Here is a 24,466-nt window from a genome sequence, read left to right on the forward strand (position 1 = left end):
GCCGACGTACATACGTCGGCCGGGGTCCCTCCGCGCTCCGGGTGCCGGGGTCAGCGGCGCAGGGTGAGGAGCCCCGGCCGGTACGGCAGCTGGTCGTACGGACCGGTCGCGGTGGGCGACTTGCCCTGGTAGAGGAGTTGCAGGTTGCAGGGGTCGACGGTCATCGTCTGGTCGGGGTTGGTGCGGACCAGGTCACCGTGGCTGATGTCGTTGGTCCAGGTGGCACCGCTGTTGGCCTTGCCCGCGAAGGGGTTGCTCTCGCTGGCGGCCTGCGGGGTCCACGTGCCGTTCAGGCTGGAGGCCGTGAACGAGCGGAAGTAGCGCTGCTCGTTGGCACCCCGCGCCTCGACGATCATGAGGTACTGGTTCTGGCCCTGGACCTTGTAGACCTGCGGCGCCTCGAAGAGGTTCTTCACCGTGTCGCGCATGACCGTGGTGTACGAGGAGCCGAAGTTGCCGGGGAAGTTCCCGATCGGCATGCTCGCCCGGTAGATCTTGCCGTTGTCACCGGCGAAGAACAGGTACATGTTCTGACCGTCGCCGATCAGGGTCTGGTCGATCGGCGCGCCGCCCGGGATGCCGCCGGTGAACAGCGGCTGCGGCGCGGACCAGCCGTTGGGGTTGGAGGGGTCGCTCGACGTGCGGTAGATGAACGGCCACGCCCCCCACTGGTAGGCCAGCACCCAGATCTTCTTGGGCGCGAAGTAGAACAGCGTGGGCGCCACCGCCTTGTGGTTCATCCCGGTCTGACGGGCCGAGGACATGTCCGCCCAATTGGTGAACGGCGCGAAGGCCATCGAGCCGTACGACGAACCGGACACGTTCGAGCCGTAGACCAGGTGCTTGCCGTTGTACATCACGTGGGTGAAGTCCTTCACCGACCTCCATCCGTTCGCCGGCTGCGCCAGCGCTCCGGTCGACGACCACCGGTAGGCCGACGGAAGGGCGCAGGTGCTGCCGCCGGTCGGGGCGGGCGAGGTCGGGGCCGGTGTCCCGGACGGGCCGGTCCACTTCTGGTTGGCGCCGGACCAGCACGAGTGCAGCTGGATCTTCGTGCCGTTGGCGGTGGCAGCGCCCACGGCGTCCAGGCAGAGCCCGGAGCGGACGCCCGCGATCGTGCCGTTCGCGTTGACGTTCCACTGCTGGTCGGCGCTGCCGTCGCAGTCCTGGATGACCGCCGGGGTGCCGTTCGCGGTGCCCTTGTTCCCGGCGGCCAGGCACTTGTTGCCGTAGACCATCAGCTGTTTGCCGGCGGTGCGGGTCCAGCGCTGGTTGGTCTGCCCGTTGCAGTCCCACAGCTGAGTCCGGGTGCCGTTGGCGGTGGAGAAGCCGTTGACGTCGACGCAGCGGCCGGAGGCGACGCCCTTGATCTCCCCGCCGTCGGCGGACCCGCCGCTGCCGGACCCGCCGGGGGCGGGGCCGGTTCCGCCGGGGGTGGCGGACCCGCCGGGCGTCGGGCCCGGTGCGGACTTGAGGGCGTTCATGACGGCGGTGTAGGCGGGCTTGGGCTTGCCGTTGTCGTCGAACAGCAGGGGTTTCTCGCCGGCCCGCCAGGAGTCGCGGTCGCGGACGCCCCACACCGTGATGCCGGTGCACCGGGCCACGGACAGGCAGGCGTTGACGGCGTTGGCGTAGTGGGCGGGCGAGGCCCCGGCGATGTCCAGCTCGGTCAGCTGGACGTCGACGCCCAGCGCGGCGAAGCTGGACAGGGTGGTCCGGAAGCTCGACGGCGCCCCGCCCGCGCCGAAGTGGCTCTGGAGGCCGACGCAGTCGATCGGCACGCCGCGGGACTTGAAGTCCTTCACCATGCGGTAGACGCCCTGGGTCTTGGCGTCCGTCCAGTTCTCGATGTTGTAGTCGTTGTAGCAGAGCTTGGCCGAGGGGTCGGCCGTCCGGGCGGTACGGAACGCCTCCTCGATGAAACCGTCGCCGAGCACGTCCTGGAACACCGAACCACGGTGCCGGCCGGAGCCGTCGGCGAACGCCTCGTTGACCACGTCCCAGGCGTAGATCTTGCCCTTGTAGTGGTTCATCTCGGTGGTGATGTGGTTCTTCATCACCGCGCGCAGGGTGTTCGCGTCGCGGATGGAGCGGACCCAGGCGGGGAGCTGCGAGTGCCAGACCGTGGTGTGGCCGCGCAGCCGCTGGCCGTGGGCCTGGGCGTGGCTGACGATCCGGTCGGCGGCGCCGAAGGTGAACGTGCCGCGGGACGGCTCGATCGCGTCCCACTTCATCTCGTTCTCCGGGGTGACCATGGTGAACTCGCGGTCCGCGATCGCTGTGTACGCCGCGTCGCCGAGCCGGCCGGAGGCCAGGGCGGTGCCGAAGTACCGGCCGGAGGGGGCCGCCTGCGTACCCAGGGCGGCGGCTCCGGCGGAGCTCGGGAGCAACGTCACGGCACCGGCCACCACCGCGGCGGCCGACATGCCTATCGCGACGGTACGGCGACGCCGGCTGAGCCGGTGCAGGCCCTTCACGCTGTTCCTCGGGGGTCGTGGATGTGTCGCGTCATGGAAGCGGCTTCCTTCGGGAGATACGTCAACGGGGAAGTCGGGGCCCCTGCCGCGCCGACGCGCGAGGGCGAGCGGCGGGAAGAGGACCCCACACAAGAGGAGGCCGGTGGACGCGCGGTCCCGTAACGGAAAAGTGGCGCCGCCCGGCCGATCGCCCGGTGACGCATCTCGCGGGCAGAAAACGTTACGCGAGGGCCTGCAAGCTGGTCGTGCCCGGGAAAAGGGGGTGCGTCGTCCGGGAGGGGTGCCTACAGGGGGGGCGGTCGCGGAAGGGCGCCCGACGTCCCGCCCGTTCCGCCCGCCCGTCCCGCCCGCCCGGGCGGGGGTTCCTCAGATCCAGGCCCTGCGTACGAGGAAGGAGGCCTGCCCGGCGAAGGCGCGGGTGCCGTCGGAGCCGTCGAGCCAGATGCCGCCGTCGCGCCACCGCAGGACCGACCCGGGGTAGTTGTGGGCGTGCAGGGTCACCGACCCGGCGACCGCGCCGGGGCTCGGGCAGAAGGTGGCGTCCTTACGGAACAGGGCGCTGCCGTCGCTGCCGCTCAGCCGCAGCCGCAGCTCGCGATGGCGCAGATAGCGGCCGTCGGCGGCGCGGAAGGTGACACACCGGGAGTCGGCGAGCCCCCTGATCACGGTGAAGGTGACCCGCTGCCGCGTCCGGGCGTCGCTGGACGCGGAGACCGGGCCGAGCGTCGCGAAGTCGCCGGTGTACGTCAGGTACTGGTCGGGGGCGTCCACGGACTCCAGCGACTGGGCGCCCAGCGGGACCGTCCCGGTGTCGGCGGACGGACTCACCACCGTGGAGGGACCGGCCGAGGGGGTGGCACGGGACGGGCTCGGCGTGGCGGGACGCGAGGAGGCGGGCGCCGGGTGGCCGACCGTGGGCCGGACGCCTGGGGGCCCACCGGCTGTGGGGGCGGCGCTGACACCGGGCTCCCGATGCGCCGGTTCGGGCCAGGTCACGTAGACGGCGGTCCCGGTGACGAGCACCGCGCCGGTGGCGAGGGCCAGCAGCGGATGCGCGGTCACCGCGGAGAGCTTGCCGATCAGTGAGCCGTGCAGAGCGCTGCCCCCCGTGGCCGTGCCGAGGGCGACGGGGGCGGAGGCCAGTCCGGCGGCGCCCACGGCCGTACCCGACAGCAGGCCCTTGGCGGCCAGCGCGGCGACGAGCCCTGCGGGGACCGCCAGCGGCGCGAGGCCGAAGAGCAGAAGCTCGGCCGGGACCCGTGCCGCGGCCATCGCCCCGCAGCGGGGACATCCACGGGTGTGCCGCGCGATCCGCTTGCGCCACACCGACGTACGCGAGCCGTCCCACCCGGCGACGGTCCCGTCCAGCCCAGGGCAGCGCGGTTCGGCCTCCAGTGCGGCGACGACGGTCCGGCTCAACTCCAGTTGCTCGCGCATGCGTTGCAGGCGTACGCCGACGTGGGCGGCCGTGAGCCCCGTCGCGGCGGCGATGTCGTCACGGCTCAGCAGACCGGCGCGTTCCTGCCACCACAGCGACAGCAGCGTCCGGTGGTCGGGGTCGAGCCACCGGGTGGCTTCGACGACCTGACGGCGCTCGTCGGACATGCGCAGGCGCAGGATCGTCATGTCCTCGGGTTCGGCGCCGGCGTCCGGTATCTCCTCGGCCTCGTCGATGACGGCGGTCCGTCCGGCGAGGGCGCGCCGGCGCTGGCGGTGCGTACTGATCTGACGGATCGTGATCGACACCAGCCAGGACCGGAAGCTCTCCGGGGCGCGCAGGGCGGGCAGGTCGCGCACCGCGCGCAGCAGGGTTTCCTGGACGACGTCGTCGACATCGGCATGTCCGCTCAGCGCCCGCCCGACGATGTTGTAGAGCAACGGCAGGTGCGCGGCGACGAGTTCCTCGCGCGCCCGCTCGTCCCCGCCCTGCGCCGCGACGACGAGCCCCGCGTGGTCCGCGTCCATGAATCCGCCCTTCCCCACCTCCCTCGGGGGAGCGATCCGCCGAGCACGGCGCCACACCTTAGCGCCGGGAGGGGCGGGCGGCCAAAGGGGGTGGCGCCGGGCGGCGCGGTACTGGGGTGCGGGGGTGACCGGCGTACCGAGGCGCCCACGTACTGGTCGCGTGCACGACGCGACCGAGTCCCCCACGCCGCGCCCCGCTCCGGGTCCCCCTCCAGCGACCGCCACGGGCAACCCCGACAGGGGCGCGGGGAACGGCGCGAGCAACCCGCCACCGGCCCGCAGACAACAACCGAACCCCACAGGGGCGCGGGCAGCCCCACCCCGCACCCCCCTGGGGCCAACCCGGCAAATCGCCTACCACCCCCCAAACCACACCCCCCAACCCCGCCAGGTATCTTGGCCGGGCCAACCGGAACACCTGCCGCTGACCAAGGCGGGTGTGGCCCGGGGCCGGGCCGGGGGCGCCCGTAGGTTCGTCTTGCCAGGGGGAGACCGTGATACCGCAGCCCAGCCGCCGCAGACCGACGCGCCGGATCGTGATGGCCGGGACCGTCGCCGCCGCCGCGGCGGGGTGTGTCCCGGGCCGCCGGAACGCCTCGGACCCCGACGGGCGCGGCGGCCCGTCCCCCACGGGCCGCCCGCGCACCGCCGCCACGGTCCTCCAGATCGTCGCGCACCCCGACGACGACCTGTACTTCATGAACCCGGACCTGGAGCAGTCGCTCACGGCAGGGGACCGACTCATCAGCGTCTACCTCAACTGCGGCGAGAAGGACGGCGTCAACAAGGTCCCGGGCCGAGGACCCGCGCCCCGGCCCGCGCCGCCCCGGCCCGACGAGGCGGGCTACGCAGGGGCACGGCGCCAGGGGCTGCGGCAGGCGTACGCGTACATGGTCACCGGCCACGCCGACGCCCCCTGGCGGACGGAGCCGCTCGCCCTGCCCGGCGGCCTGGCGGCCGAACTGGACACGCTGGACGGACACGACCGCGTCCAGCTGGTGTTCCTCGGCATACAGCAGTACGGCCCGGACTGGGTGCTGCCCCGGCTGTGGGCCGACCCCGCGGCCGTCACCCGGACCCGCGTCAGCACCGGCTCACCGGTGGCCCGCTCGTACGCCGTGACCCGCGCCGGGCTCGTCGAGGCCCTGGCCCACCTGCTCGACCGGTACGCGCCGACCGTCGTACGGACCATGGACCCCGACCCGGACCGCCAGCCCCACGAGGCGACGAAGCGCCGCGACGCGCCCGACCGCCTCCACCACGACCAGCCCGGCTACTCCGACCACCCCGACCACACCGCCACCGCGCTGTTCACCTTCGCGGCGCTGGAACGCCACCGCCGCGGCCGCACCGCACCGCCCTGGGCGGTCGTGCCGTACCGGGGGTACTACAACGAGCGCTGGCCGCAGAACCTGCCGCAGCAGGTGGTGCGCCGCAAGGCGCACATCCTCAACGTGTACGGGGGCTCCCCGGGCTCGTGCGGCTTCGCGGCCGGGTGCGGCGACTACGACGTGGGCCACGACAACTCCCTGGGCACCGGCTGGGTGCAGCGCACCAGCCCGCGCCAGCCGTTCGCCGCGCCCCGGGTGGGACCGGACGCGACGGGGCGCCTCCAGGCCTTCGGGGTGCTGTCCGGGCAGGCGGTGATGTGGCGCGAGACCGCACGCGGCAGCGGAACATGGGGTGCGCCCACACCGGTCGGCGGGGACGGGACGGTTCCCGGTCTCACGACGGTGCTCGACGCGCGGGGCTGCCGGCACCTGTTCGCGGTACGGGCCACCGGGCTCGGGCCGCACCCGCGCGACAACCGGCGCGAACTCGCGCACACCCGCCAGACCCGCCCGGGCGGCGCGTTCGGGGCGTGGACCTCGCTGGGCACCCCCGACCGCGACCCCGAGCGGGGCCGCCGCGTCGGCACGCCGGCCGTGGCCAGGGCCGCCGACGGCACCCTGCACCTCTTCGCCCGCAACTGGGCACGCGGCATCGCCACCCGCGTCCAGCGGCCCGACGGGAGCTTCGGCCGCTGGAGCCCGCTGGGCGAGGCCGCGTCCACACCCGTATCCGCACCCGTACCGGCCCTCCAGGACGGTGTGGCGGCGGTCACCGACACCGGGGGCCGTATCCATGTCTTCGCCACGGGCCGCGACGCGCTGCACCACTGGACCCAGCAGGCTCCCGGCGACGCGTTCACCGAGCGTCCCACCGGCCTCCCGGCATCGGCGGACCCGCCGACCGCGCTGGCCCGCCCGGACGGCTCAATCCTGCTGGTACTCCGCGAACCGGTCACCGCCCGCCCGCTCCTGTACCGCCTGGACCCCGACGGCACCTGGCGGCCCCACCCCCTGGGGCTGCCCGGCCGGGGATACGGCACGTTCGCGCTGCTGGCGGAGGGCGACGGGAGACCCGGCGGGGGAGTGCTCCTTGCGGGCCGCAACAACGCAGGCACGATCAGCTGGGCGCGCCTCGACGCCCCGGCGCGACCCCGCTGGTCCACCCTGCCGATCCGCACGGTCACCGACCCCTCACTGGCGCCGGGCGCCCACGGCAGGCCCGTACTCACCGCTCTCGCCCCGGACGGGACGCTCCACTCGGTCGAGCTGCCGGTACCACCACCGGCCCGATCGTGAGCAGAGGCGGCGGCCCGAGGAACCCGAGGCGCGCCATGCGGAATCCTGGCCTTGCGGCTGCGCAGGAGGCGTAGGGCTCCAACGGACTCGCCCTGCACCGCCGTTGACACGCCCGCCCTGGGTAGAGTCGTCCGCCATGCATCCGATCAGCCACCACGGCACCCGTCTGGAGCTCCGGGAGCTCACGCCCGACGACGTCGACGCCGTCCTCGCGATCTACGGCAGCGCCGTGGCGACCGAGCACCTCGCGTTCGAGGCGCGCACGGGAGCAGGTTCACGCGATCATGAGCCGCTTCCTCGCGTCGGCCGCGGCGCGTCCGCGTGCGGAGTACGCGCTCGCCGTCGTCCGCCGTGACAACGACGACCTGATCGGCGTCGGCCGACTGTCCCTCGACCCGCACCAGCCCCGCGCGGCCACCGTCGGCTTCGCCCTGCGCCCCGACAGCTGGGGCGCGGGGTACGGAAGCGAGTGCTTGCGCCTCCTGCTGGACGTGGGTTTCGGCCCCCTGGACCTGCACCGGATCTGGGGCGCCCGGTCGCCTCTGAACGAAGCCTCGGCGCGGACCATGGCGCGGGCCGGAATGGTCGAGGAGGGCCGGATCCGGGAGCACGTCCACAAGGCAGGAGTGTGGCGCGACTCCATCGTGCACTCCGTCCTGGACCACGAGTGGACCAGCGTGGCGGGCCGGGAGCGCTAGGCAGTCTGGATCGGTTGGTGGTCGTGGTTGGTGCGGGTGTGCCGTTGACCGGTGCGCAGTGGGTTCATCTGCCGGAGAAGTACGGCAACTGGCGAGGTGTCTGCAACCGGCTGCGGATGTGGGCCGCGAGGACCTCGGGTTCAAGCACGTCACCGCAGAGGTGTCAGGGGGGCGGTCCAGGCCGGCTGGCCAGGTGTGCGAGGAGCTGCAAAAGGCCGGTCTGCCGGCCTGCCTGGGCGCGATCGACGACCGGTCACCAGGCGCAAGGATCGACGTCGAGCTCCTCGAGGACCATCCGGCAGCAGCCTCCATCTACTGGAACTGCGACCCGTCCCTCCGAGTCCCGCCCGCACCACCACCCGCAAGGAGCGCTCGACCGTGACCACGTGGCCGTACACCCTGGACCGCGCAGGCATCACCACGCCCGCCCTGCGCGGCGCCTACACCCTCCAACGCCGGGTCGTCGCCCGTTACGCCCGCGCGGAGTACACCGCCGTACGCGCCCTCATCCCCGTACCGCTCGTCCCCCACGTGATCGCCGCGACCGCCTTCATGCACCACAGTGACACCCTCATCGACCGGGGGCCGCTCGACCAGCGCCTGGCAGCCCTCACCGACTGGAGCGCCCGGACCCGCGCCGCCCTGGCCGACCCCACCGCGCGCACCCACCCGGTACTGGCGGCCCTGCGCCACACCACCCTCACCCACCCGCGGTTGCGCCCGCACATCGACGCCTACCTGCGGGGCGGCGAACTCGAAGCCCGGTGGACCGGCTTCAGCACCGAGGAGGAGTTCCACGCCTACGTCGACACGTACGCACTGCCCGCCTTCATGATCATCGCTTCGTTGCTCGCCCCGCCGCGTGATCCGGCGCCCTTCACAGCGGCCTGCCGCTCGTTCATCCTGGCCGGGCAGCGCCTCGACTTCCTCGAAGACCTCGCCGAGGACCTCCGGTCGGGCCGTCTGGGCATCCCCGAACAGGCGCTCGCCGACCACGGCCTGACCCGCGACGGCCTGCCGCACCGGCCCCGGCCCGCCCCGGTGCGCTCCCTGATCCACCACCAGGCGGCCCTGGTCCGGTCCGACCTGAGGAACGCCGCCCGCCTGGAGGACCTGGCCCAGGCGCCCCACCGCCCGTTCCTGCGCGCCCTGGTCCGGCTGCAGTCGGCCCGCCTCGCCGCGGCGGTAGCCCACGGGCCGAACCTGCTGCACAGCACCCCGAAAGCCCCGCACGGCAGAGCGGCCCTGATCCTCCTGCGGGCACTGACCGTCCGGGCACTGACCGCCCGGGCGCTTCCGGCCGGACCATGGACGGCGCGTACGGGGCAGGTGGGGCGTCAGAAGAGGGCGCTGTAGGCATCCTCGGTGAGGCCGTCGACCGTACCGGTGGCGGTGAGGCCGGAGCCCTTGCCGGTGGCCGCCGACGCGGAAGCGGGGGAGGGGGTGCGGTTGGCCTTCATGGTCTTGGTGATCCAGTTCGCGTACGCGGGTGCGCTGGTGTAGAGGCCGGGCCCCTGGGAGCACGGCACGTTCGGGGCGCCGGGCCCCGAGGTGACGCCGATCAGCTCCCAGTGCCCGTCGCGGCCCTTGCGGATCTGCGGACCGCCGGAGTCCCCGAAGCACGCCATCGCCTTGGGCACGGCGGTGATGGTGCACAGCCGGGTACGGTCGGCGTACCCGGGCGCGCACTCGGACTCGGCGCCCCGGCGGGTGTTGAGCTGTTGCAGCCGCTCCGCGAACGTGAACGTACCGTCGACGGTGGTGCCGAAGCCCAGCAGCCGGGTCGGTGTGCCGGGCCGCCCGGCCCGTTCGGCGATCCTGATGGGCTTCTGGGCGACCGGGCGGTCCAGGCGTACCAGGGCGATGTCGTCCTTGTTGGCGGCCTTGTTGTCGCCGTTCACATAGCCGGGGTGGACGAAGACACGGTCGATCCGGCGTACGGTTCCGCCGGTCTTGCGGTGGTCGCTGCCGACGCGCACGACACCATCGAGGATCAGGCCCTCGCCCTGAACGCAGTGGGCCGCCGTCAGGACCCACCGCGGGTCGATCAGCGACGCCCCGCAGTTCCCGTCGTTCAGACCCTGCGACGGGGCCGACTCCGGAATGGACGCCATGAACGGGTAGCGCTCGGTGGAGTCCGCGCCACCGACGATGGCTCCGGCGCTTCCGGCCATGACGGTGGCGCAGGTGGCCACGGCGAGAGCGCCGACGGCGGCGGTGCGGACGGTACGGCGGCGCAGGGGCGTGAAGCTGAACACAGCGGGGGTTCCTTCTGCTCGGTGGATCCTGTGCGTTCAGCCTCGTCGTACGAGGTCGGCGACACCATCCGGGCTCCAGGCCGGCCGAAACTACGGCCAGCCCCCCCTTTGGGGGTGGGGAAAGCTCGGGGCCGCACGGAGGGGTTGCGGAGGCCGAGACCTCGCGAGCTGCCGCGAGCCTCCTCCCCGCCGACGACCGGTGCATACGACCGGTGCATACGGCCGGTGCATACGGACGGTGCCGCCGGGGGAATTGCCTCCCGGCGGCACCGCGTTCGCATCTGCCTCCCGATCAGAGGATGCAGAGGATTCAGAGGATTCAGAGGATGTTGTAGATGTCGTAGCCCCAGCCGATCTTGACACGGTCGTTGAAGGGGTCGGTGGCGTCGCCGTTGCCGGAGTAGCGCCACAGGGTGCCGTCGTTGCCGCGCGCCACGAGGTCGGTGCGGCCGTCGTTGTCGAGGTCGCCGACGGAGAGGATGCGGTTGTAGGTGTTCCAGCCGCCGCCGATCCTGGTGCGGTTGTCGAACGGGTCGTTGCGGTCGCCGCTTCCCTTGTAGAGCCAGAGCACCCCGGCCTTGTCGCGGGCGACGATGTCGGTGAGCCCGTCGCCGTTCAGGTCACCCTGGCCCGCGATCTCGGTGTACTGGTCCCAGCCGCCGCCGATCTTCGTACGGGCGGTGAGGCGGCCGTCGGCGTAGCCGAGGTAGAGCCACAGCACGCCCGCCTTGTCACGGGCGATGACGTCGGCCTCACCGGCGCCGGCGAGGTTGCCGGGGAAGAGCACCTTGTCGTAGATCTGCCAGCCCCCGCCGATGGTCTTGGTGTCGAGGTCGAACTCGGAGACGTGGTACGTGTACGTCATCCGGCCGGACTTCTCGACGTGCCAGGTGCTTTCGCCGTAGCCGTCCTTGTCGTTGTCGACGTCGCCTTCGAACGCGTTGAAGCTGTAATCGACCCCGACGTCGTAGCGCGTCTGGAAGCCGCCCTGGCGGTCCGCGAAGTACAGGTAGAGGTTGCCGGACCTCTTGTCGACGGCCGTCATCGCGAAAGTGGGCGTCTCCACGCGCTGCTTCACGGCGGAGCGCGGGCCGGTAAGGCTTTCGGAGCCGTGGGTACGGTGCTGGGCCTCGGCCTTGGCGCGCTGCTCGGCGGCGGTGTCGGCCGGATTCCCGGCCGCGAAGGCGGTGCCCGCGGTGGTGGCCATCGCCGCGGCGATGGCGGTGGCGGCGAGGGCGCGCTGGAACGCACGCCGCTGGACGAACTTCATGTACTAGCCCCCCGGCTGGTCGCGATAGGGCGCGATTGGTCTGTACCGCGCCGTCCTACCCGCACCCTACACAGGCGATCCGCGGGGACGTTGAGGCGGCTCCTGCTACCTTGAACACGTTCAAGTGAACGCGTTCAAAAATTGGGGGAGGGTCATGAAGGCCAAGCATGCCGAGCAGGCGCGACAGGTGGACAGAACCCGTATCCAGGGACTGCAACGAGCTCTCGCCGTGGGCGCGGCGATGGCCGGCGTGCCGGTGGTGGTCTGGGGCCTGTGGTCCGGCTTGGGCTCTTCTTCGGGATGTTCCTGTTCTGGCCGTCGGCGGTGCTCCTGCTGCCGGCCGCACTCGCGAACCCGAAGAGGCACCGCGCCACCGCGTGGGTCGAGGCCGGCGCCGGTGCTTTGGTGATGGCAGGGGTGTTCACCGGCGCAGCCGTCTTCACCTGGTCCATGGTCATCAGCCCCGCGCCGGCGGAGCCCCACGCGTTCCGGGCCGCCACCGAGCGCGGAGTTGAAGAGGGAGATCGGCCGGCTGCCGGGTATCCGGTGGGTGGAGCTGTGCTCGGTACGCACCTGTGGCTGACCGGCGGAAGGGGCGAGCCACCCCCATCCGCTTCCGGCTGCCTCCCGCCCCGGCGACCCCCTACGTGCCCGTCGAGGTGGCATGCTCCGTGGGCTGGCCGCAAGCACCTGACCAGGGAGGGCAGCGTTCTCCGCGCCATCGCGCGGGAGTTGTCAGTGGTGGCTGCCACCATCGAGCACATGATTCGATTCGCATGGCGGCCGTTCCTCGAACACTGGAGTGGGGAATGGGCCGACGCACAGGGTCCGCAGGACGAGCTGGGCGAAGGCGACCGCAGGGCCCGGGCCGCGCGCTGGCTCGGGTTCGAGCCGGCCGACGAGGAGCGCCTCGTCGCGCTGGAGGAGCGGCTGGGGCGGCCGCTGCCCCCGTCGCTGCGCTCCTTCCTCCTGGTCACCGACGGCTGGCGGCACGCGGGGCACTTCGTCTACCGGCTGGCCGGGACCGAGCAGATCGACTGGTGCGGGGATCCGCACGGCATGCGCGACATCTGGCTGGGCTCCCGGGAGGAAGACGCGGACGAGGAGCAGATCCAGGAGGCCGAACTGTGGCAGCGCTCGCTCCACCTGTCCCTGGAGTCCGACATGGTGGACGTCCTGCTCGATCCCGACGACGTCGGCGAGCATGGTGAATGGGCCGTCCGTACGTATGCGAGCTGGAGCGGGTCCCCTCCTGACCGGTACGCGTCGTTCAAGCACTTCATGGAGGGCATGTACGAACAGTTCCTCGCCATGTCCGCCGACCGGCCCGGCATCGCCAACACGACGACGCGGCCCCTTACGTGAGGGAACGCATCGGTACGAGGCGCCCACGGGGCTCCGCGCCGCCCCGGCGGCCGCCCCGGCCGGAGAGCAGGCCGTACCGGACACCGACGGCCCGGGCCGGCTGGTGGGCCCGGAGTCGCCGCGGCACGGGTTCCGGCTGCTGTCGGTCGAGGGAGTCGGTCCCGCCGAACTGCACCGGCGTAGGGGATCGGGCGGCCCGCTGCTCCCGGCCCTGACGATCTGGGACGCCTGCTTCCGGCACCAGCCCCAGGGTGCGGAGAAGTGCGAGAGCAGGGCGGTCGTGCGCACCGGCAGCGCCGGGGCGGGCTGGAGTTTCGCCCACTCCATGGCGTGGGGGAGTGGGCGTACGGCACCTTTCGTCTCCCGCGCGTTGGCCGCCTCGCGCGGCACCCGGGCACTGACGATCGTCGCCGAAGGCGCGTCCGCCGGCCTGGGCGGTCGGCCGGAGAGCTGCTACGTCTCACTGGCCGAGGACGGCCGACTCGCGCACTCCCTCGCCGTGAACGGCGACGAGGTCACCTTCACCGGCGACACCCCCGCGTACTTGAAACCCCGGAGTGCGCCGTCGCCCGGGGGCGGCGCCGCCCAGGACGCAGCCACCTACGGCCCCCGCCGGACGCTGGATGCGATGGCCGACACCTTCGGGCTGAGCGTCTCTCCTGGCCGCGCGAACCCGGAGAAGGGGAGGCCGGGGCGTACACAACGTGGAGCCGGTCGGTGACGCGGGACTGAGCGGAGGCGGCGGTGGCCCAGCCCCGGCGGCAGGCCAAAACCCGGATGGGCCACTCACCTCCGGCCGCGGGACCCACGAGCACGGCGGCATCGCAACTCCCCGACGCCCGCACATCCCCACCCCAGCGCCCCGGCCGAAACCGCCTAATAGCTGTCGTAGCCGGGCGTACCATTCGGCCGGTAGACAGCGACGACGGTGCCGCCCTTCGTCGTCGAGACGCTGACCGGCTCCAGCGCCGTGGGGATCGCCCCGTCGGCGAACAGCCGCTTGCCGGTACCGATGATCACCGGGTGGATGGTCAGCCGGTACTCGTCGACGAGGCCCTGCCGCATGAGGGTCTGGGCGAAGTCGCCACTGCCCACGACGTTGATGTTGCCGCCGTCGGACGCCTTCAGGCGGCGTACGGCATCGGCCACGTCGCCCTCCAGCAGCGTGGAGTTCTGCCACTCGACGGACGTCAGGGTCCGCGACGCCACGTACTTGTGCATGCTGTTCATCCGAGCGGTGAACGGGTTGTCGGGGTCGGCGCTCGGCCAGTACGACGCGAAGATGTCGTACGTCTTGCGGCCGAGCAGCATCGCGTCGGAGTCCTCGTACCAGCCGGCGATGGCGGAGCCGACCTCCTCGTCGGACACCGGCTTCTGCCAGCCACCGTGCTCGAAGCCGCTCTGCGCGTCCTCGTCCGGACCGCCCGGAGCCTGCATGACGCCGTCCAGGGTCAGGAACGTACAAACAATGATCTTGCGCATGGTGCGCTCCCTTCGTCGACAGGTAGACGGCACGACCGCCGGAAACTCATCGGCGGAACGTACGCGGGGCGGTACCCGCGCCCCGGGGCTGATGCCGAATGACAGGCTTTGGGGGCCGCGCGGCCCGCCGACGCGGCGCGGCACACCGCTGACCTGCGGGAATGAAGCGGATACAGCGGGCTGTCGGCGCGGTCGTCGGGAGCGGAGGCGACGGCAGAGCAGGGTTTCGGGTCAGAACCTCTCGACTTCCTTGCCGTCCGGCGTCTTGTAGCACCCGGAGACAACGGTCAGGCTCAGCTTCGGCGGGTCGTTCTTCTTCAGCTGGACGACGCTGACGCTGTACTTCTTCTCGCTGTTGTCTGCGGTGAGATTGAGGTTCTTCTCCTTACTCGTGTCGGGCTCGTACCGGACGACCTTCCAGCCGTGTCTGGGCAGCTCGGTCCTGAGCCGCTCCATCGCCTCGTCGAGCTGGCCGGGAGAAGCGGGGTAGAAGCTCCATGGGTGGAAGACCTGGAAGTACGTCTCCGGGTCCCGGCCCTGGCACTCCGTGACGCCGGAACGGCCGTCGGACGCCCTGCCCTTGACTCCGATCAGGTCGTAGAGCCCACTCGACACCTTCTCCACCGCGTCGGCGGCGTCGCGCGAGGTGCTGGTACCCACGAGGGGGATCTCGTCCGAGTCGGCGGAATCATTCATGCTGCATCCAGTGAGGGTCGCGAGGGTGGTGAGGGCGAGGGACACGAGGAGCGCCGGAGCGCCCGGTTTGATGGTCAAATCGGGGAGCCTCAATCGTCGGTCGGACCGGGGAGGAGAGGGGGACTGCCGACGGGCACTGTCTCTCCTGCCTCATACGCTTACTCCTACCGCATGTGTTCCCAGTGCTGCGGGGGTGGCTTCAAGGTCACCCGGTCTCCGTGCCCTGCCACGACCTGCCCCTGGTTCCACAGGCTCTCGGAGCCCCACTTCCAGTATTCGCTGTGGCCGGAGACGTTTTTGCCGGTGGTCATCTGCTGGGCTCCGAACTCCTCGTCGCTGGGGATCCGCCACGGACCGTCCCAGTCGGTGCCGCCGTGCCCGAAGCGGCCGATGTCCGGTACGGGGTCCCCGGGGGCCTCCTGGTTCCACACGTGCCCCTTGGGCACATCCAGTTTCTCTGCCTTGGACACCTGGACACCGGGACTGCCCGCGGTGATGATGTCGTCCGCGTTGAGGGTGCCCTGCCGGGCCGCCGATCCGATGAGGGTCGTACCGTACGAGTGGCCGATCGCGGTGCGGTGGGGCTCACCGGGACCGCTGTAGGAAGCGTCGAGGCCGTCCATGAATCGGTTGTAGGCCGGGGCCCCGTCGTTGGCGTAGTGGCTGAACGGCGAGTCCTTCACGATGTCCTGCGGGGCGTCGTAGCCGAGCCAGGTGATGGTCGAGACCGGTTTGCCGTCCGCCGCGTCGGTGGCCGTGCGCCAGACGTTCTCCATACGGCCGATGTCCCCTCCGATGCTCCCCAGGTTCGATGTCGTGCCCGGCACGTAGACGGCCTGGTGCACGGCCGTGTCCGGGTTGCCGTTGGCGACGATCGCACGGCCGTTGCCCTCCGCGCTGAACCCGAGGAGATACGCCTCGGGCAGGTTGTTCTGTCCGGTGGCGTCGAAGCGCTTCTGAATGCTTTCCATCCCCTTGAGGGACGATTCCAGGTGGCGGTAGCGGTCCCCGTACTTCTTGTCCCACTCCATCCATTCGTCGGTGTGCACCTTGGCGGGGTACATCCCGGCGGTGATCCACGTCCACTCCTTGGCCGGAGGTTTGGGGATGCCGTTGAGTTCCGTCTGGTACTGGCCGCGCCGCTCGTCGAGGACCATGCGGTTGGCTTCGTCGCGGACGGTGGCGGGCAGGCCGTCGAGGGCGCCGACGGTGTCGGGGTGCAGTGCGGTCCAGGCGGCCTGCTGCTCGGGGTCCAGCTTCTTCCACCAGTCCGCGTTGGCCTTGGGGCTGCCGTCCTTCGGCGGCTGGGGGAGGGAGTCCAGATAGTGCTTGCCCGCGGCCTGGACAGCTTCCGTGTCCTTGGCGGCGTCCGCCCAGTCGCCGTCGGAGACGACCAGGTCGTCGTCGGCCTTGAGCTTGCGCAGCTGCGGCGCCCACTTCTGGTCGGTTTCGGTGGCCTCTTTCAGGGCTTCGGCGATGCGGTTCGCTATGCCCTGCGCGATGGTGTAGTTCGGGTTGGGGTCCAGGTTGCGTGCCTGCTGCTGGACCGCGTTGCCCGTGGGGCCGAGGGAGCCGCCACGCGCGGAGCCGGGGCCCGGCGGTGATCCGCCCGGGTTCTGCCCGGCCGCCGGATAGCTGACCGATCCGTCCGCGCCGACGGTGAACTTGTGCTCGGCCGCCTCGGACAGGGCCCGCTTGAGTTTGTCCTGTGCGGGGCGCATGTCGGCGGCGAACGCGGTCAGGGCGGTGGCGGCGAGACCGCACTCGACCTGTACGTAGTGGAAGTCCTTGGCGACTTCGCGGAGCTGGCCCACCGCCGCGTCGGCCGCGGCGCCCTTGAGGGCCTTCTGCATCTGGGCGGTGATCCGCTGCTCCAGCGCGTCCTTCGCCCCGCTCGCCAGGTCGCTGGTGGTGCGGTATCCGGTCGCCGCTTCCTCGAACTCGTGCAGCTTCAGTGTCTTCAGCGTCTCGATGTCCACGGCTCAGGTCACTTTCCCCCGCCACCGACGGCCGGGGTGTCCCGGTACTGCTTGCCCAGCTCCGCGAACAGGCCCCTGATGTTGTCGTCGGTCAGGAGCAGGTCGTTGCCCGCGCGCTGGAGGCTGCCCTGGAGGGCGGTGCACCGCCCGGACAGTTTGTCGAGGTAGGTCTTCCAGCTCTGGTAGACCTCGGCCTGCGCCGCCGCGCTCTCCACACCGCCGCCGGTGGCCAGTCCCTGCTGGCCCGTCTCCAGGGCGGTGAGCGCCTTCTTCACCTCACCGCTCAGCTCGCCGACCGCACTCCCGGCCGCGGTCCAGGCGGCCTTGCTGGACTGCACGTCCCCCTTGCCGCCACCGCCACCGCCGCCGTCATCGGCACCGGCCAGGCGCATCCCGCCCCCGCCGCCCGAAGGACCGCTCTTGAGCTGCGCCCACTCCTGCGCGAACGAACCCACCCGTTCCACCCGTTCCCCCTTTGATCCCACCCGTCTCGTACGTCACTGCGGCGCTGCGCCGCCGCCAGGCTACAAGGAGCGGAACGGGGGCCTCATGAGTACCCGTACTCACCTGCCGGCTGCGGCGGTTCCGGCTGTGTCGCGGGTCGGCTATAGTAGATCTTGAGCTTGCGGCCGCGAAAGAGCGGCGGCGGGACATGCGTTGGTGGTCCAAGGAAAGGCGCCCCACTTCCTGTGGGGAGATGCAGGTGCAAGGCCTGCCCAGCGCTCGACGGAGAAGGGTCTTGGTTCCCGTAGTGACTACGGGAACCAAGACCCTTCTCCGTATGACGCACCCTACGTACTGAATCCGCCGACCGCCGGAACCGCTTGGCCCCACCCCCGACTATGGGGTGATAGGTGACCACTTCCGCACCGCACCCACGCCTGCTCTGCCTCGACGTCGGCACATTGGTGTGGGCACGACGTGAATGTCCGAGACCAACGACTGCATCGTCTCGCCCGCGCTCTCTTCCGGCGTGGCGTTCATCGGGGTGCCGAGATCGAGCTCGACTCCATCGGCGTCGGCGAGCGTCAGATCGACGGCGGCTCCGGCGCTGTGCGGGGCGATTTCGGGCGGGGATACGTAACGGCTCGCGGCCGTACGGCTCCGCGCCTCGGACCAGTCCTGGTGGTCGGCCCGCAGCGCGCCGGCGTACTCCTCGGAGTACTGCCGCTGCAGGAGCGGGGGACGGTATCCCTCGACGATCAGCAGGCGCAACCGGCGGGGCAGCGAGGACTGAGCCTGCGATAACCGGTCGGCAACTCCCTGGCGCAGACAGGCGTACGTATCACCCGAGTCCTGCTTACGGCCGTCGACCAGCAGGCGGTGACTGCGGCGTACATCCACGAGGCGTTCACCGCATTCCCGACCGGGGATGGATGCGACGCGGGGGTCTGCCATGAGAACGATCTCTTCCATGAAGGGATCATCGCCGCTGCCACACCGGGTGGGGAAGGGCAGACTGCGGCAGGCCCCCGGAGTTCCCGTGTCCCCTCGGACGACCTGCGTGGCCCAAGTGCGGGGACCGGGCGCCGGGCGACCGCTGAAACCTTTGGCAGGGTGGTCCTCGCCCACCCGGTCACCCGCGCCCTCTGCGCCTTCCGCGTCCTCCGCGTCCTCCGCGCCCAGGCCGAACTGACCCGTCAGTCCGGTCGCCTCACTCTGCGGAGAACTCTGCCGCGTGTTCCTCCACTTGCTGCCCTGCCTGGCGGACACCGGGCGTGCGGTGCGCCGGGCGGGCTCTGCGGTTGGTCGCCGCCGTGGCGCCTTTTGGCCACGTCGGCCAAGGGTGATGAGGCCGACGCTCACGTGGTTTTCGGTGCGCGTGGCGCCGCCTGTCAACCTTCTCGCTTGGCATACCGGGCCGCGCGCGGCTGAGGTGTGCTGACGGAAAAACCGTGTGCCCCGAAGATCCGGGCGGGCTATCGTCCCCCCTATGAACGTCACCGGCCGAACCCTCACCGCGACCGCGCGAGCGACCAGCTCGCCGGTTGCCGCCGTCTGACTTCCCCCCTTTCCCACCGGCGACCGGAAACGGCCCGTCGGTGGTTTGTGGCGTTCTCGGCTTCCCGCCGTGGCGCGTTGACCAGCGCGATCCCGTTCTCCGGTGCCTTCCCCGCTGTGACGCGAAGAAGCGAAGGAGCCACCCCATGGACACGGAGACGATGGTCCGTACGTTCGTCGAGTACTTCGAGGAGCGTGACCACCGCCGGATCAGCGGCTCGACGCTGCTGCCACCGCCCGGCGACCCGGTGCTGTTCACCACCTCCGGCATGCACCCCCTCACCCCGTACCTGGAGGGGCGCCCCCACCCCCTGGGCCGGCGCCTGGTCAACGTGCAGCGCTGTCTGCGCACCACCGACCTGGAGGAGGTCGGCGACGCCACCCACCTCACGGTCTTCGAGATGCTCGGCACCTGGTCACTGGGCGACTACGAGGGCTCGCGGAGCCTTGAACTGGGATACCGGCTGCTCACCGACGGACTGGGCGTCGACCCCGGCATGCTGCACGCCACCGTCTTCGGCGGTGACGACCGGACCGGCCCGGACACCGCTTCCCTTCAGGTGTGGCAGGAGCTCGGCGTACCCATCGAGCTCACCGTGGAGGACAACTGGTGGTCCAACGGACCCGTCGGCCCGTGCGGCCCCGACTCGGAGATCTTCCTGTGGAGCGGCGACACCCCGCCCCGGTCGACACCCACGCACGACGACCGCTGGGTGGAGGTCTGGAACCACGTGATGATGCGCCACCGTCGCCTCAAGGACGGTTCCCTCATTCCGCTTCCCCAGCGCAACGTCGACACCGGACTCGGCCTGGAGCGGCTGGCCTCGCTGCTCCAGGGGAAGTCCTCCGTGTTCGAGTGCGACGTCTTCGACCCCTGGCGCCGCCTCGTGCCCGCCCTGTGGCCGCTCGACGAACCGTCCCTGCGCCTGGCCTACGACCACCTGCGCTCCGCCGTCGTCGTACTCGGCGACGGCGTACGCCCCGCCAACACCGGACGCGGCTATGTGCTCCGCCGCCTGCTGCGACGCGTACTCACCGTCCTGTGGCGGGACGATCCGTCGCGCAGCCTGGGAGACCTGCCGGACGAGCTGGTCTCCCACACCCTCGACCACTTCCGCCAGAACGGAGACCCGCGCGAGGTGCGCCGCGTACTGCTGGAGGAAGAACGCCGGTTCAGCCGCCTCCTGGTACGCGGCCGGCACCTGCTCGCCCGCTCCCGCTTCCAAGGCCCGCTGAGCGAGGAGGACTTCGAGTACCTCCACGACACCCACGGTCTGCCGCGCGAGCTTGTCACGAGCTTGCGGGAGGAGTGAGGGAGGTGAGTGGCGCGGCCGGGAAGGGGTGAACGGGCGCGGGCGCGGGCTGTCGGCCGGGGGCGGGGGCGGGGCCGGGGCCGGGGCCGGGGGCGGGGGCGCCGCCGGCCCTCCGAGGCGGCCCTCATCGCCTCCGATGCGGCCCACTCGCCCCCCGGCCCCGCCTCGCGGCATTGCTAAGCTGCGACGATGACCATTTTGTCGGTGGACGAGTGCCGCGAGCTCCACGAGAAGCACGCCCCTTCCCGGGAGGCGTACGAGCTGGTCTGGACCCACTGCGAGATCGTGTGGCAGATCGCCGAAGGGCTGCTGGACCGGGGTGGGGCAGGGGCGGGGCTGGACCGCGAACTGGTGCGGGCGGGCTGTCTGCTGCACGACATCGGCGTCTACCGCCTCTACGACAGCGCCGGCCGCCTCGACCACGCCGGCTACCTGCGCCACGGCATCCTCGGCCACGACCTCCTCGCCGAGGAAGGGCTCCCGGAGTCGGTGTGCCGGTTCTGCTCCTGCCATACGGGCGTGGGGCTGACCAGGGACGACATCGAGCGCCAGGGGCTACCGCTGCCGCCCGCCGACTACGTCGCGGAATCCGCCGAGGAGCGGTTGGTGATGTACGCGGACAAGTTCCACAGCAAGACCACACCCCCCAGCTTCCTCACCCCGGACACCTACGCCACCCACGTCTCCCGCTTCGGCCCCGAGAAGGTGAACGCCTTCCACGAGCTGCGAACGGAGTTCGGGGACCCGGCCCTGGATCCCCTGGTGGCGGCGTACGGGCACGGTCTGTACTGAACAGGTGGCCGTGCGCGGAACGGGACTTCGCTGGCCTCTTGGCACGTCGTGCGGGCGTTCCAGTGACGGCCCCTGGGTAAGTGCATGCCCGTCAATGTATCTGTCCAAGAGCGTGCGGCCTCGTTCGAGGGGCCGTGGGGCCGGCACAGGGCCGGGGTGTTGTCGCATGGCCTGTCAGGGCTCCGGGAACGCCGCCGGTCGGGGGCATGTTGTTCACGTACGCGTCGGCGCGGTCGACCAGAAGTCATCGTGGATGTAGGGGCGGGGGAGGGGCTTGCCGCCCTCATAGGCGGGAGTGTTCGTGTCCACGTTGGAGGGAGTCGTGGGCTTCCGGACGGTGGAGTCGGCGGAGCACGGGGTGGTGATGGTGAACTGGAACTGCCCTGCGCCGCCCACCGCGACATCCATACGGAAGTTGTCGGGGGTCGAGGCGTAGATGGCAGGGAGCTCCGCGTCGGAGTCGATGCTGGTGATCTTGAATCCGCGCGTCTTCCAGTTTCGCTCCACCACGCCCAGCAAATTGCCGCGGCGCTCCGGTGAGACGATGGTCATGACCCTGATTCCTCGCGTGACCGAGCCACTGCCGGTGGTTGAGTTCTTCCAGTCCGGGCAACCGCTGCTTTCCGACGCCTCGTGCACCCAGTGCAGGTGGGGGTTGATGGCGGCGAGGGTTTCCTGGAGGATACGGTCCGCCTTGTCGGCCGATTGCTGCATGTCCACTTTGGTGCCTTCCCGTTCTGCGGGTTCGGAAGGAGAAAGGCCGCAACTCGTGGCGGTCAGGACCACTAGAGCGAAGCCGACGAGGCGAAGAGGTTTCAACGGGGCTCCTGAGTACTGATCCGTCCACCTGCGCCCGCGACGATTTTGGCGATGTTCCGGGCTGATTCCGGGTCTTTGGTGGGATCGAAATAGTGCGAGTGTGCGCTGACGTCGGGGGAAGGTAGGTCCTTGTCCCAGTCCACGATGGACGAGACGAGCTTGCCCCCATCGATCAGGGGTGGGCCGTCTCCCGTTGCGAAGCGCTTGGCACCGAACTCGTGGCTTGCGGGGTCGGTACCAAAATAAAGCTGGTCAGGACCTTCCACGGTCTCTCCGATTTTGTGGCTCAGGTACCTGCCCATAGCGGGCCCTCCGAGGAGGGTGCCGGCCACGGTACCGCTCACCTCCATCTTGCTGGGCAGCTGGGTAACGATGTCGTTCTTGGCAGCGCCGACATAGACGTGGTCCCGCCCGACTCCGAGGTCGTCGGCGGTCTTCGCTTCGGTGCCGGGGCTGCCGAGGAGAATGATGTCATCGGCTCCGGGGATTCCGCCGTGTGCCTGGGCGGCGAGGCCGACCGTGAGGGAGCCGTAGGAATGACCGATGGCGGTGACGTGCGGATTTTCCATTTCGTGTGTGGCTGAGATGCCTGCCATGAACTGGTTGTAAGCGGACGCGCCGACCTTGGCGTCGTGGTCACTCATGACGGCGAAGTTCTCAGCCGTCTTGTTGATTTCGAGGAACTTCACGGGGTCCATCTGCGGGGCGTCGTAGCCGAGCCAGACGATCGACGCGCTTGAAGGGTCGTAGAACCCCGCCCCCTTCGCGGTCGCACGGGCACGGTCGATGTCGTTGTCGGCGAACGCCTCGTCGAGTGACGTGCCAAGCCCCGGAACGTAAGCTGACACGTTCTTCGAAGTGTCGGGGTTACCGAAGGCCACGATGGCGCGGCCGTTGCCCTGGTCGCCGATCCCGAGCAGGTACATGGGCGGGACGCCCGGCTCCGGCGCCGCCCGCAGCTGCTGGTCGATCGACCGCATCCCCGCCAGCTTCGCCCGCGCCGCCTCGCTGTCCTCCCCCGACAGCTTCCCGATCAGCATCTGCAGGTTGTCGCGGTTGGCCTCGTCGCGGGCGAGGGCCGGGATGCCGTCCAGGTTGCCGAGGACGTCCGGGCACAGGGTGAGGTATTCGTCGCGCTGGGCCTGGGAGAGGTGGGTCCACCAGTCGTGGCGTTCGGCGGGGGTGGCGTTCGTCGGGATGGTCTTCTTCAGGCGGTCGCCGGAGATCTTGCGCACCGCCGCCAGGTCCGCCGCCGCGTCCCTCCAGGTCGCGTCGGTGACGTCAAGCCCCGGCTCGGCCTTCATCCTGCTCAGAGCCGTGCTGAAGTGTTCGTCGGCCTCACGGGCGGCCGTGAGCACCCGGCGGATGCGGTCGGCGATGTCCTGGGCCTTGGCCCGGTTGGGGTTGGGGTCGATGAGGCCGGGGTGGAGCGCGCCGAGAGTGGGCGGGCGGGACATGAGCGGGGTGTCGGCGCTGGCGTTGCCGCCGGGGACCGGCTTGTCCGTGACCACGTTCTGGCCGCCGGCCGGGTAGCTCACCGACCCGTCCGCCGCGACCGTGAAACCGAGGCTTGCGGCGTCGTCCAGGGCGTCCTTCAACTGCCCCTGAAAGCCGATGAGTTCGTGTACCAGTGAGGTCATGGTCGTACGGACCAGGCCGCACTCCGTACGGATGTAGTCGTAGTTGCGGTCCAGGCGCCGCAGCCGGTTGACGGCGGCCGGGGACGCCATGCCCTTCTGTGTGGCCTCCAGGCCGTGGATCATCTCGCTGCTGATCCGGTCCCGTGCGGCGTCGGCCTGGGTGCTGACGACACCCCAGCCGTCGGCGGCCTCCAGGAGCTCGGCGCACTTGAGGTCGTGCAACTGCTGCCAGGTGAGCATCCCCGTCACCGGCCCTTGCCGGCCGGAGCGGAGAACTGCGCCAGCGCCGACTTCACGCCCGCGTCCACCTCGCCCTGCGCCCACGCCGTCTGACGCAGCACCGGCTCCAGCGCGCCGCACTCGGTGTGGACGGCCGTCAGCCGCTTCTCCCACGAGGTGAGTACCGACTTGAGCGCGGCCATACTCGCCAGTCCGGCGGTGCCCGCCTCGGCACCGGTGTGCGCCGAGGTGAGTTTGGCCGTGGCGGTGGCGGTGTCCGTCTGGAGGGCGTGGGCGGTGCCCGCCGCGTCCGACCACGGCTTGGCGCTGTGCTTCAGCTCGCCGCTGCCGTCCTTGCGCCCGCCACCCGCCGGTCCCGCCGACGCCAGTGACATTGCCCCCGGCCGTCCGAACTGCCCCGGCTGCCCCGGCTGCCCCACGTGTTCCGGCTGCCCCGCCTGGTCCAGCAACGTCTGCCAGCTCGTCGCGTACACGTACTCCCCCGTGGTCTTGTGCGACCCTCTTCCGTCGCCCCGAAATGACGTTAAAGGGACAGGTGGGGGCGTGCGCAAGCGCAAACAGAGGGGTGGCTGAAAAAAGAGTGACCGCGCATAACACTCCGGTCGGGGTGTGCGCAAGAGTGATCACGCTCAGGCGTGCGCGTGGGCGGCGCCATGTTCTCGGGGGCGGCGTGTGAGTGCGCGTGGCTTTGCGACGCAGCCCGGTATGGGCGGCCAGGTATCGGCGGTGCCGGCGGCCACGGGGCAGCCCGTTCAGGCGGCGTGCGCGAAGCGGTCGCGTATGTCACGCAGGTTGCGCAGGTGGCTCACCCGCCCTTCGGCTTCGTGCGCGGTGTTCCGCCGGC

The 24,466-nt window shown here is 70.9% G+C and carries 19 protein-coding genes and 1 pseudogene; 8 read left to right on the forward strand and 12 right to left on the reverse strand.

The window, feature by feature from the left end; translation table 11 throughout:
* Positions 1-50: 50 nt before the first annotated feature.
* Complete coding sequence (locus tag ACZ4MU_RS31810; protein ID WP_467883010.1) at positions 51-2,477, reverse strand: non-reducing end alpha-L-arabinofuranosidase family hydrolase; 2,427 nt, start codon at positions 2,475-2,477, stop codon at positions 51-53.
* A 366-nt stretch (positions 2,478-2,843) separates the two neighbouring features.
* The gene (locus ACZ4MU_RS31815) at positions 2,844-4,442 is read right to left on the reverse strand and encodes a sigma-70 family RNA polymerase sigma factor (RefSeq protein WP_467883011.1); all 1,599 of its coding nucleotides are present in this window, start codon (positions 4,440-4,442) and stop codon (positions 2,844-2,846) included.
* A gap of 494 nt (positions 4,443-4,936) precedes the next feature.
* Here ACZ4MU_RS31815 and ACZ4MU_RS31820 point away from each other — a divergent pair, with 494 nt between their 5' ends.
* The 4 genes from ACZ4MU_RS31820 to ACZ4MU_RS31835 all read left to right on the forward strand — a co-directional run bounded on the left by ACZ4MU_RS31820 (position 4,937) and on the right by ACZ4MU_RS31835 (position 9,123).
* The gene (locus ACZ4MU_RS31820) at positions 4,937-7,069 is read left to right on the forward strand and encodes a PIG-L family deacetylase (RefSeq protein WP_467883012.1); all 2,133 of its coding nucleotides are present in this window, start codon (positions 4,937-4,939) and stop codon (positions 7,067-7,069) included.
* Between the two features lie 136 nt (positions 7,070-7,205).
* Complete coding sequence (locus ACZ4MU_RS31825; protein ID WP_467883013.1) at positions 7,206-7,424, forward strand: hypothetical protein; 219 nt, start codon at positions 7,206-7,208, stop codon at positions 7,422-7,424.
* The gene (locus ACZ4MU_RS31830; protein WP_467883014.1) at positions 7,354-7,767 is read left to right on the forward strand and encodes a GNAT family N-acetyltransferase; all 414 of its coding nucleotides are present in this window, start codon (positions 7,354-7,356) and stop codon (positions 7,765-7,767) included. Before ACZ4MU_RS31825 ends, ACZ4MU_RS31830 begins: the two co-directional genes overlap by 71 nt.
* A 378-nt stretch (positions 7,768-8,145) precedes the next feature.
* A complete protein-coding gene (locus ACZ4MU_RS31835; protein ID WP_467883015.1) occupies positions 8,146-9,123 on the forward strand; it encodes a phytoene/squalene synthase family protein in 978 nt (325 codons plus the stop codon).
* On the opposite strand, the gene ACZ4MU_RS31840 is transcribed toward ACZ4MU_RS31835, so the two are convergent.
* Positions 9,105-10,025, reverse strand: a complete 921-nt coding sequence (locus ACZ4MU_RS31840; protein WP_467883016.1) for a S1 family peptidase — start codon at positions 10,023-10,025, stop codon at positions 9,105-9,107. The two genes, ACZ4MU_RS31835 and ACZ4MU_RS31840, sit on opposite strands and share 19 nt — an antisense overlap.
* Before the next feature lie 319 nt (positions 10,026-10,344).
* On the reverse strand, positions 10,345-11,295 hold the full coding sequence (locus ACZ4MU_RS31845; protein ID WP_467883017.1) for an FG-GAP repeat domain-containing protein: 951 nt from the start codon (positions 11,293-11,295) through the stop codon (positions 10,345-10,347).
* A 762-nt stretch (positions 11,296-12,057) separates the two neighbouring features.
* Between ACZ4MU_RS31845 and ACZ4MU_RS31850 the strand changes: the two genes are divergently transcribed.
* Both ACZ4MU_RS31850 and ACZ4MU_RS31855 read left to right on the forward strand, forming a co-directional pair.
* On the forward strand, positions 12,058-12,660 hold the full coding sequence (locus ACZ4MU_RS31850; protein WP_467883018.1) for an SMI1/KNR4 family protein: 603 nt from the start codon (positions 12,058-12,060) through the stop codon (positions 12,658-12,660).
* A gap of 103 nt (positions 12,661-12,763) precedes the next feature.
* On the forward strand, positions 12,764-13,381 hold the full coding sequence (locus ACZ4MU_RS31855; protein WP_467883019.1) for a hypothetical protein: 618 nt from the start codon (positions 12,764-12,766) through the stop codon (positions 13,379-13,381).
* 155 nt (positions 13,382-13,536) lie between these two features.
* Here the strand turns inward: ACZ4MU_RS31855 and ACZ4MU_RS31860 are convergent, their stop codons facing one another.
* From ACZ4MU_RS31860 to ACZ4MU_RS31880, 5 genes and pseudogenes are all read right to left on the reverse strand, one after another.
* Positions 13,537-14,142, reverse strand: a complete 606-nt coding sequence (locus ACZ4MU_RS31860; protein WP_467883020.1) for a dihydrofolate reductase family protein — start codon at positions 14,140-14,142, stop codon at positions 13,537-13,539.
* Positions 14,143-14,373: 231 nt separating this feature from the next.
* Positions 14,374-14,916, reverse strand: coding sequence for a hypothetical protein (locus tag ACZ4MU_RS31865; protein WP_467883021.1), 543 nt, complete (start codon positions 14,914-14,916; stop codon positions 14,374-14,376).
* Positions 14,917-15,002: 86 nt separating this feature from the next.
* The gene (locus tag ACZ4MU_RS31870; protein WP_467883022.1) at positions 15,003-16,817 is read right to left on the reverse strand and encodes an alpha/beta hydrolase; all 1,815 of its coding nucleotides are present in this window, start codon (positions 16,815-16,817) and stop codon (positions 15,003-15,005) included.
* An 8-nt stretch (positions 16,818-16,825) separates the two neighbouring features.
* Positions 16,826-17,281, reverse strand: a complete 456-nt coding sequence (locus ACZ4MU_RS31875) for a hypothetical protein (RefSeq protein ID WP_467883023.1) — start codon at positions 17,279-17,281, stop codon at positions 16,826-16,828.
* A gap of 490 nt (positions 17,282-17,771) precedes the next feature.
* Positions 17,772-18,233: pseudogene (locus ACZ4MU_RS31880) on the reverse strand (M15 family metallopeptidase domain-containing protein); the annotation flags it as partial.
* 731 nt (positions 18,234-18,964) lie between these two features.
* Between ACZ4MU_RS31880 and ACZ4MU_RS31885 the strand changes: the two are divergent.
* A complete protein-coding gene (locus ACZ4MU_RS31885) occupies positions 18,965-20,131 on the forward strand; it encodes an alanine--tRNA ligase-related protein (RefSeq protein ID WP_467883024.1) in 1,167 nt (388 codons plus the stop codon).
* A gap of 189 nt (positions 20,132-20,320) precedes the next feature.
* Entirely contained in the window at positions 20,321-20,923 is a 603-nt protein-coding gene (locus ACZ4MU_RS31890) for an HD domain-containing protein (protein ID WP_467883025.1), read from the forward strand.
* A 213-nt stretch (positions 20,924-21,136) separates the two neighbouring features.
* On the opposite strand, the gene ACZ4MU_RS31895 is transcribed toward ACZ4MU_RS31890, so the two are convergent.
* The 3 genes from ACZ4MU_RS31895 to ACZ4MU_RS31905 are packed head-to-tail and all read right to left on the reverse strand — an operon-like array spanning position 21,137 to position 24,095.
* Complete coding sequence (locus ACZ4MU_RS31895) at positions 21,137-21,742, reverse strand: hypothetical protein (protein ID WP_467883026.1); 606 nt, start codon at positions 21,740-21,742, stop codon at positions 21,137-21,139.
* On the reverse strand, positions 21,739-23,622 hold the full coding sequence (locus ACZ4MU_RS31900) for an alpha/beta hydrolase (protein WP_467883032.1): 1,884 nt from the start codon (positions 23,620-23,622) through the stop codon (positions 21,739-21,741). The genes ACZ4MU_RS31895 and ACZ4MU_RS31900 overlap by 4 nt, the downstream gene beginning before the upstream one ends.
* Positions 23,623-23,627: 5 nt before the next feature.
* Positions 23,628-24,095, reverse strand: a complete 468-nt coding sequence (locus tag ACZ4MU_RS31905) for a hypothetical protein (protein WP_467883027.1) — start codon at positions 24,093-24,095, stop codon at positions 23,628-23,630.
* Between the last annotated feature and the right edge of the window lie 371 nt (positions 24,096-24,466).

It is taken from the genome of Streptomyces sp. NPDC026377 (genome assembly GCF_055567715.1).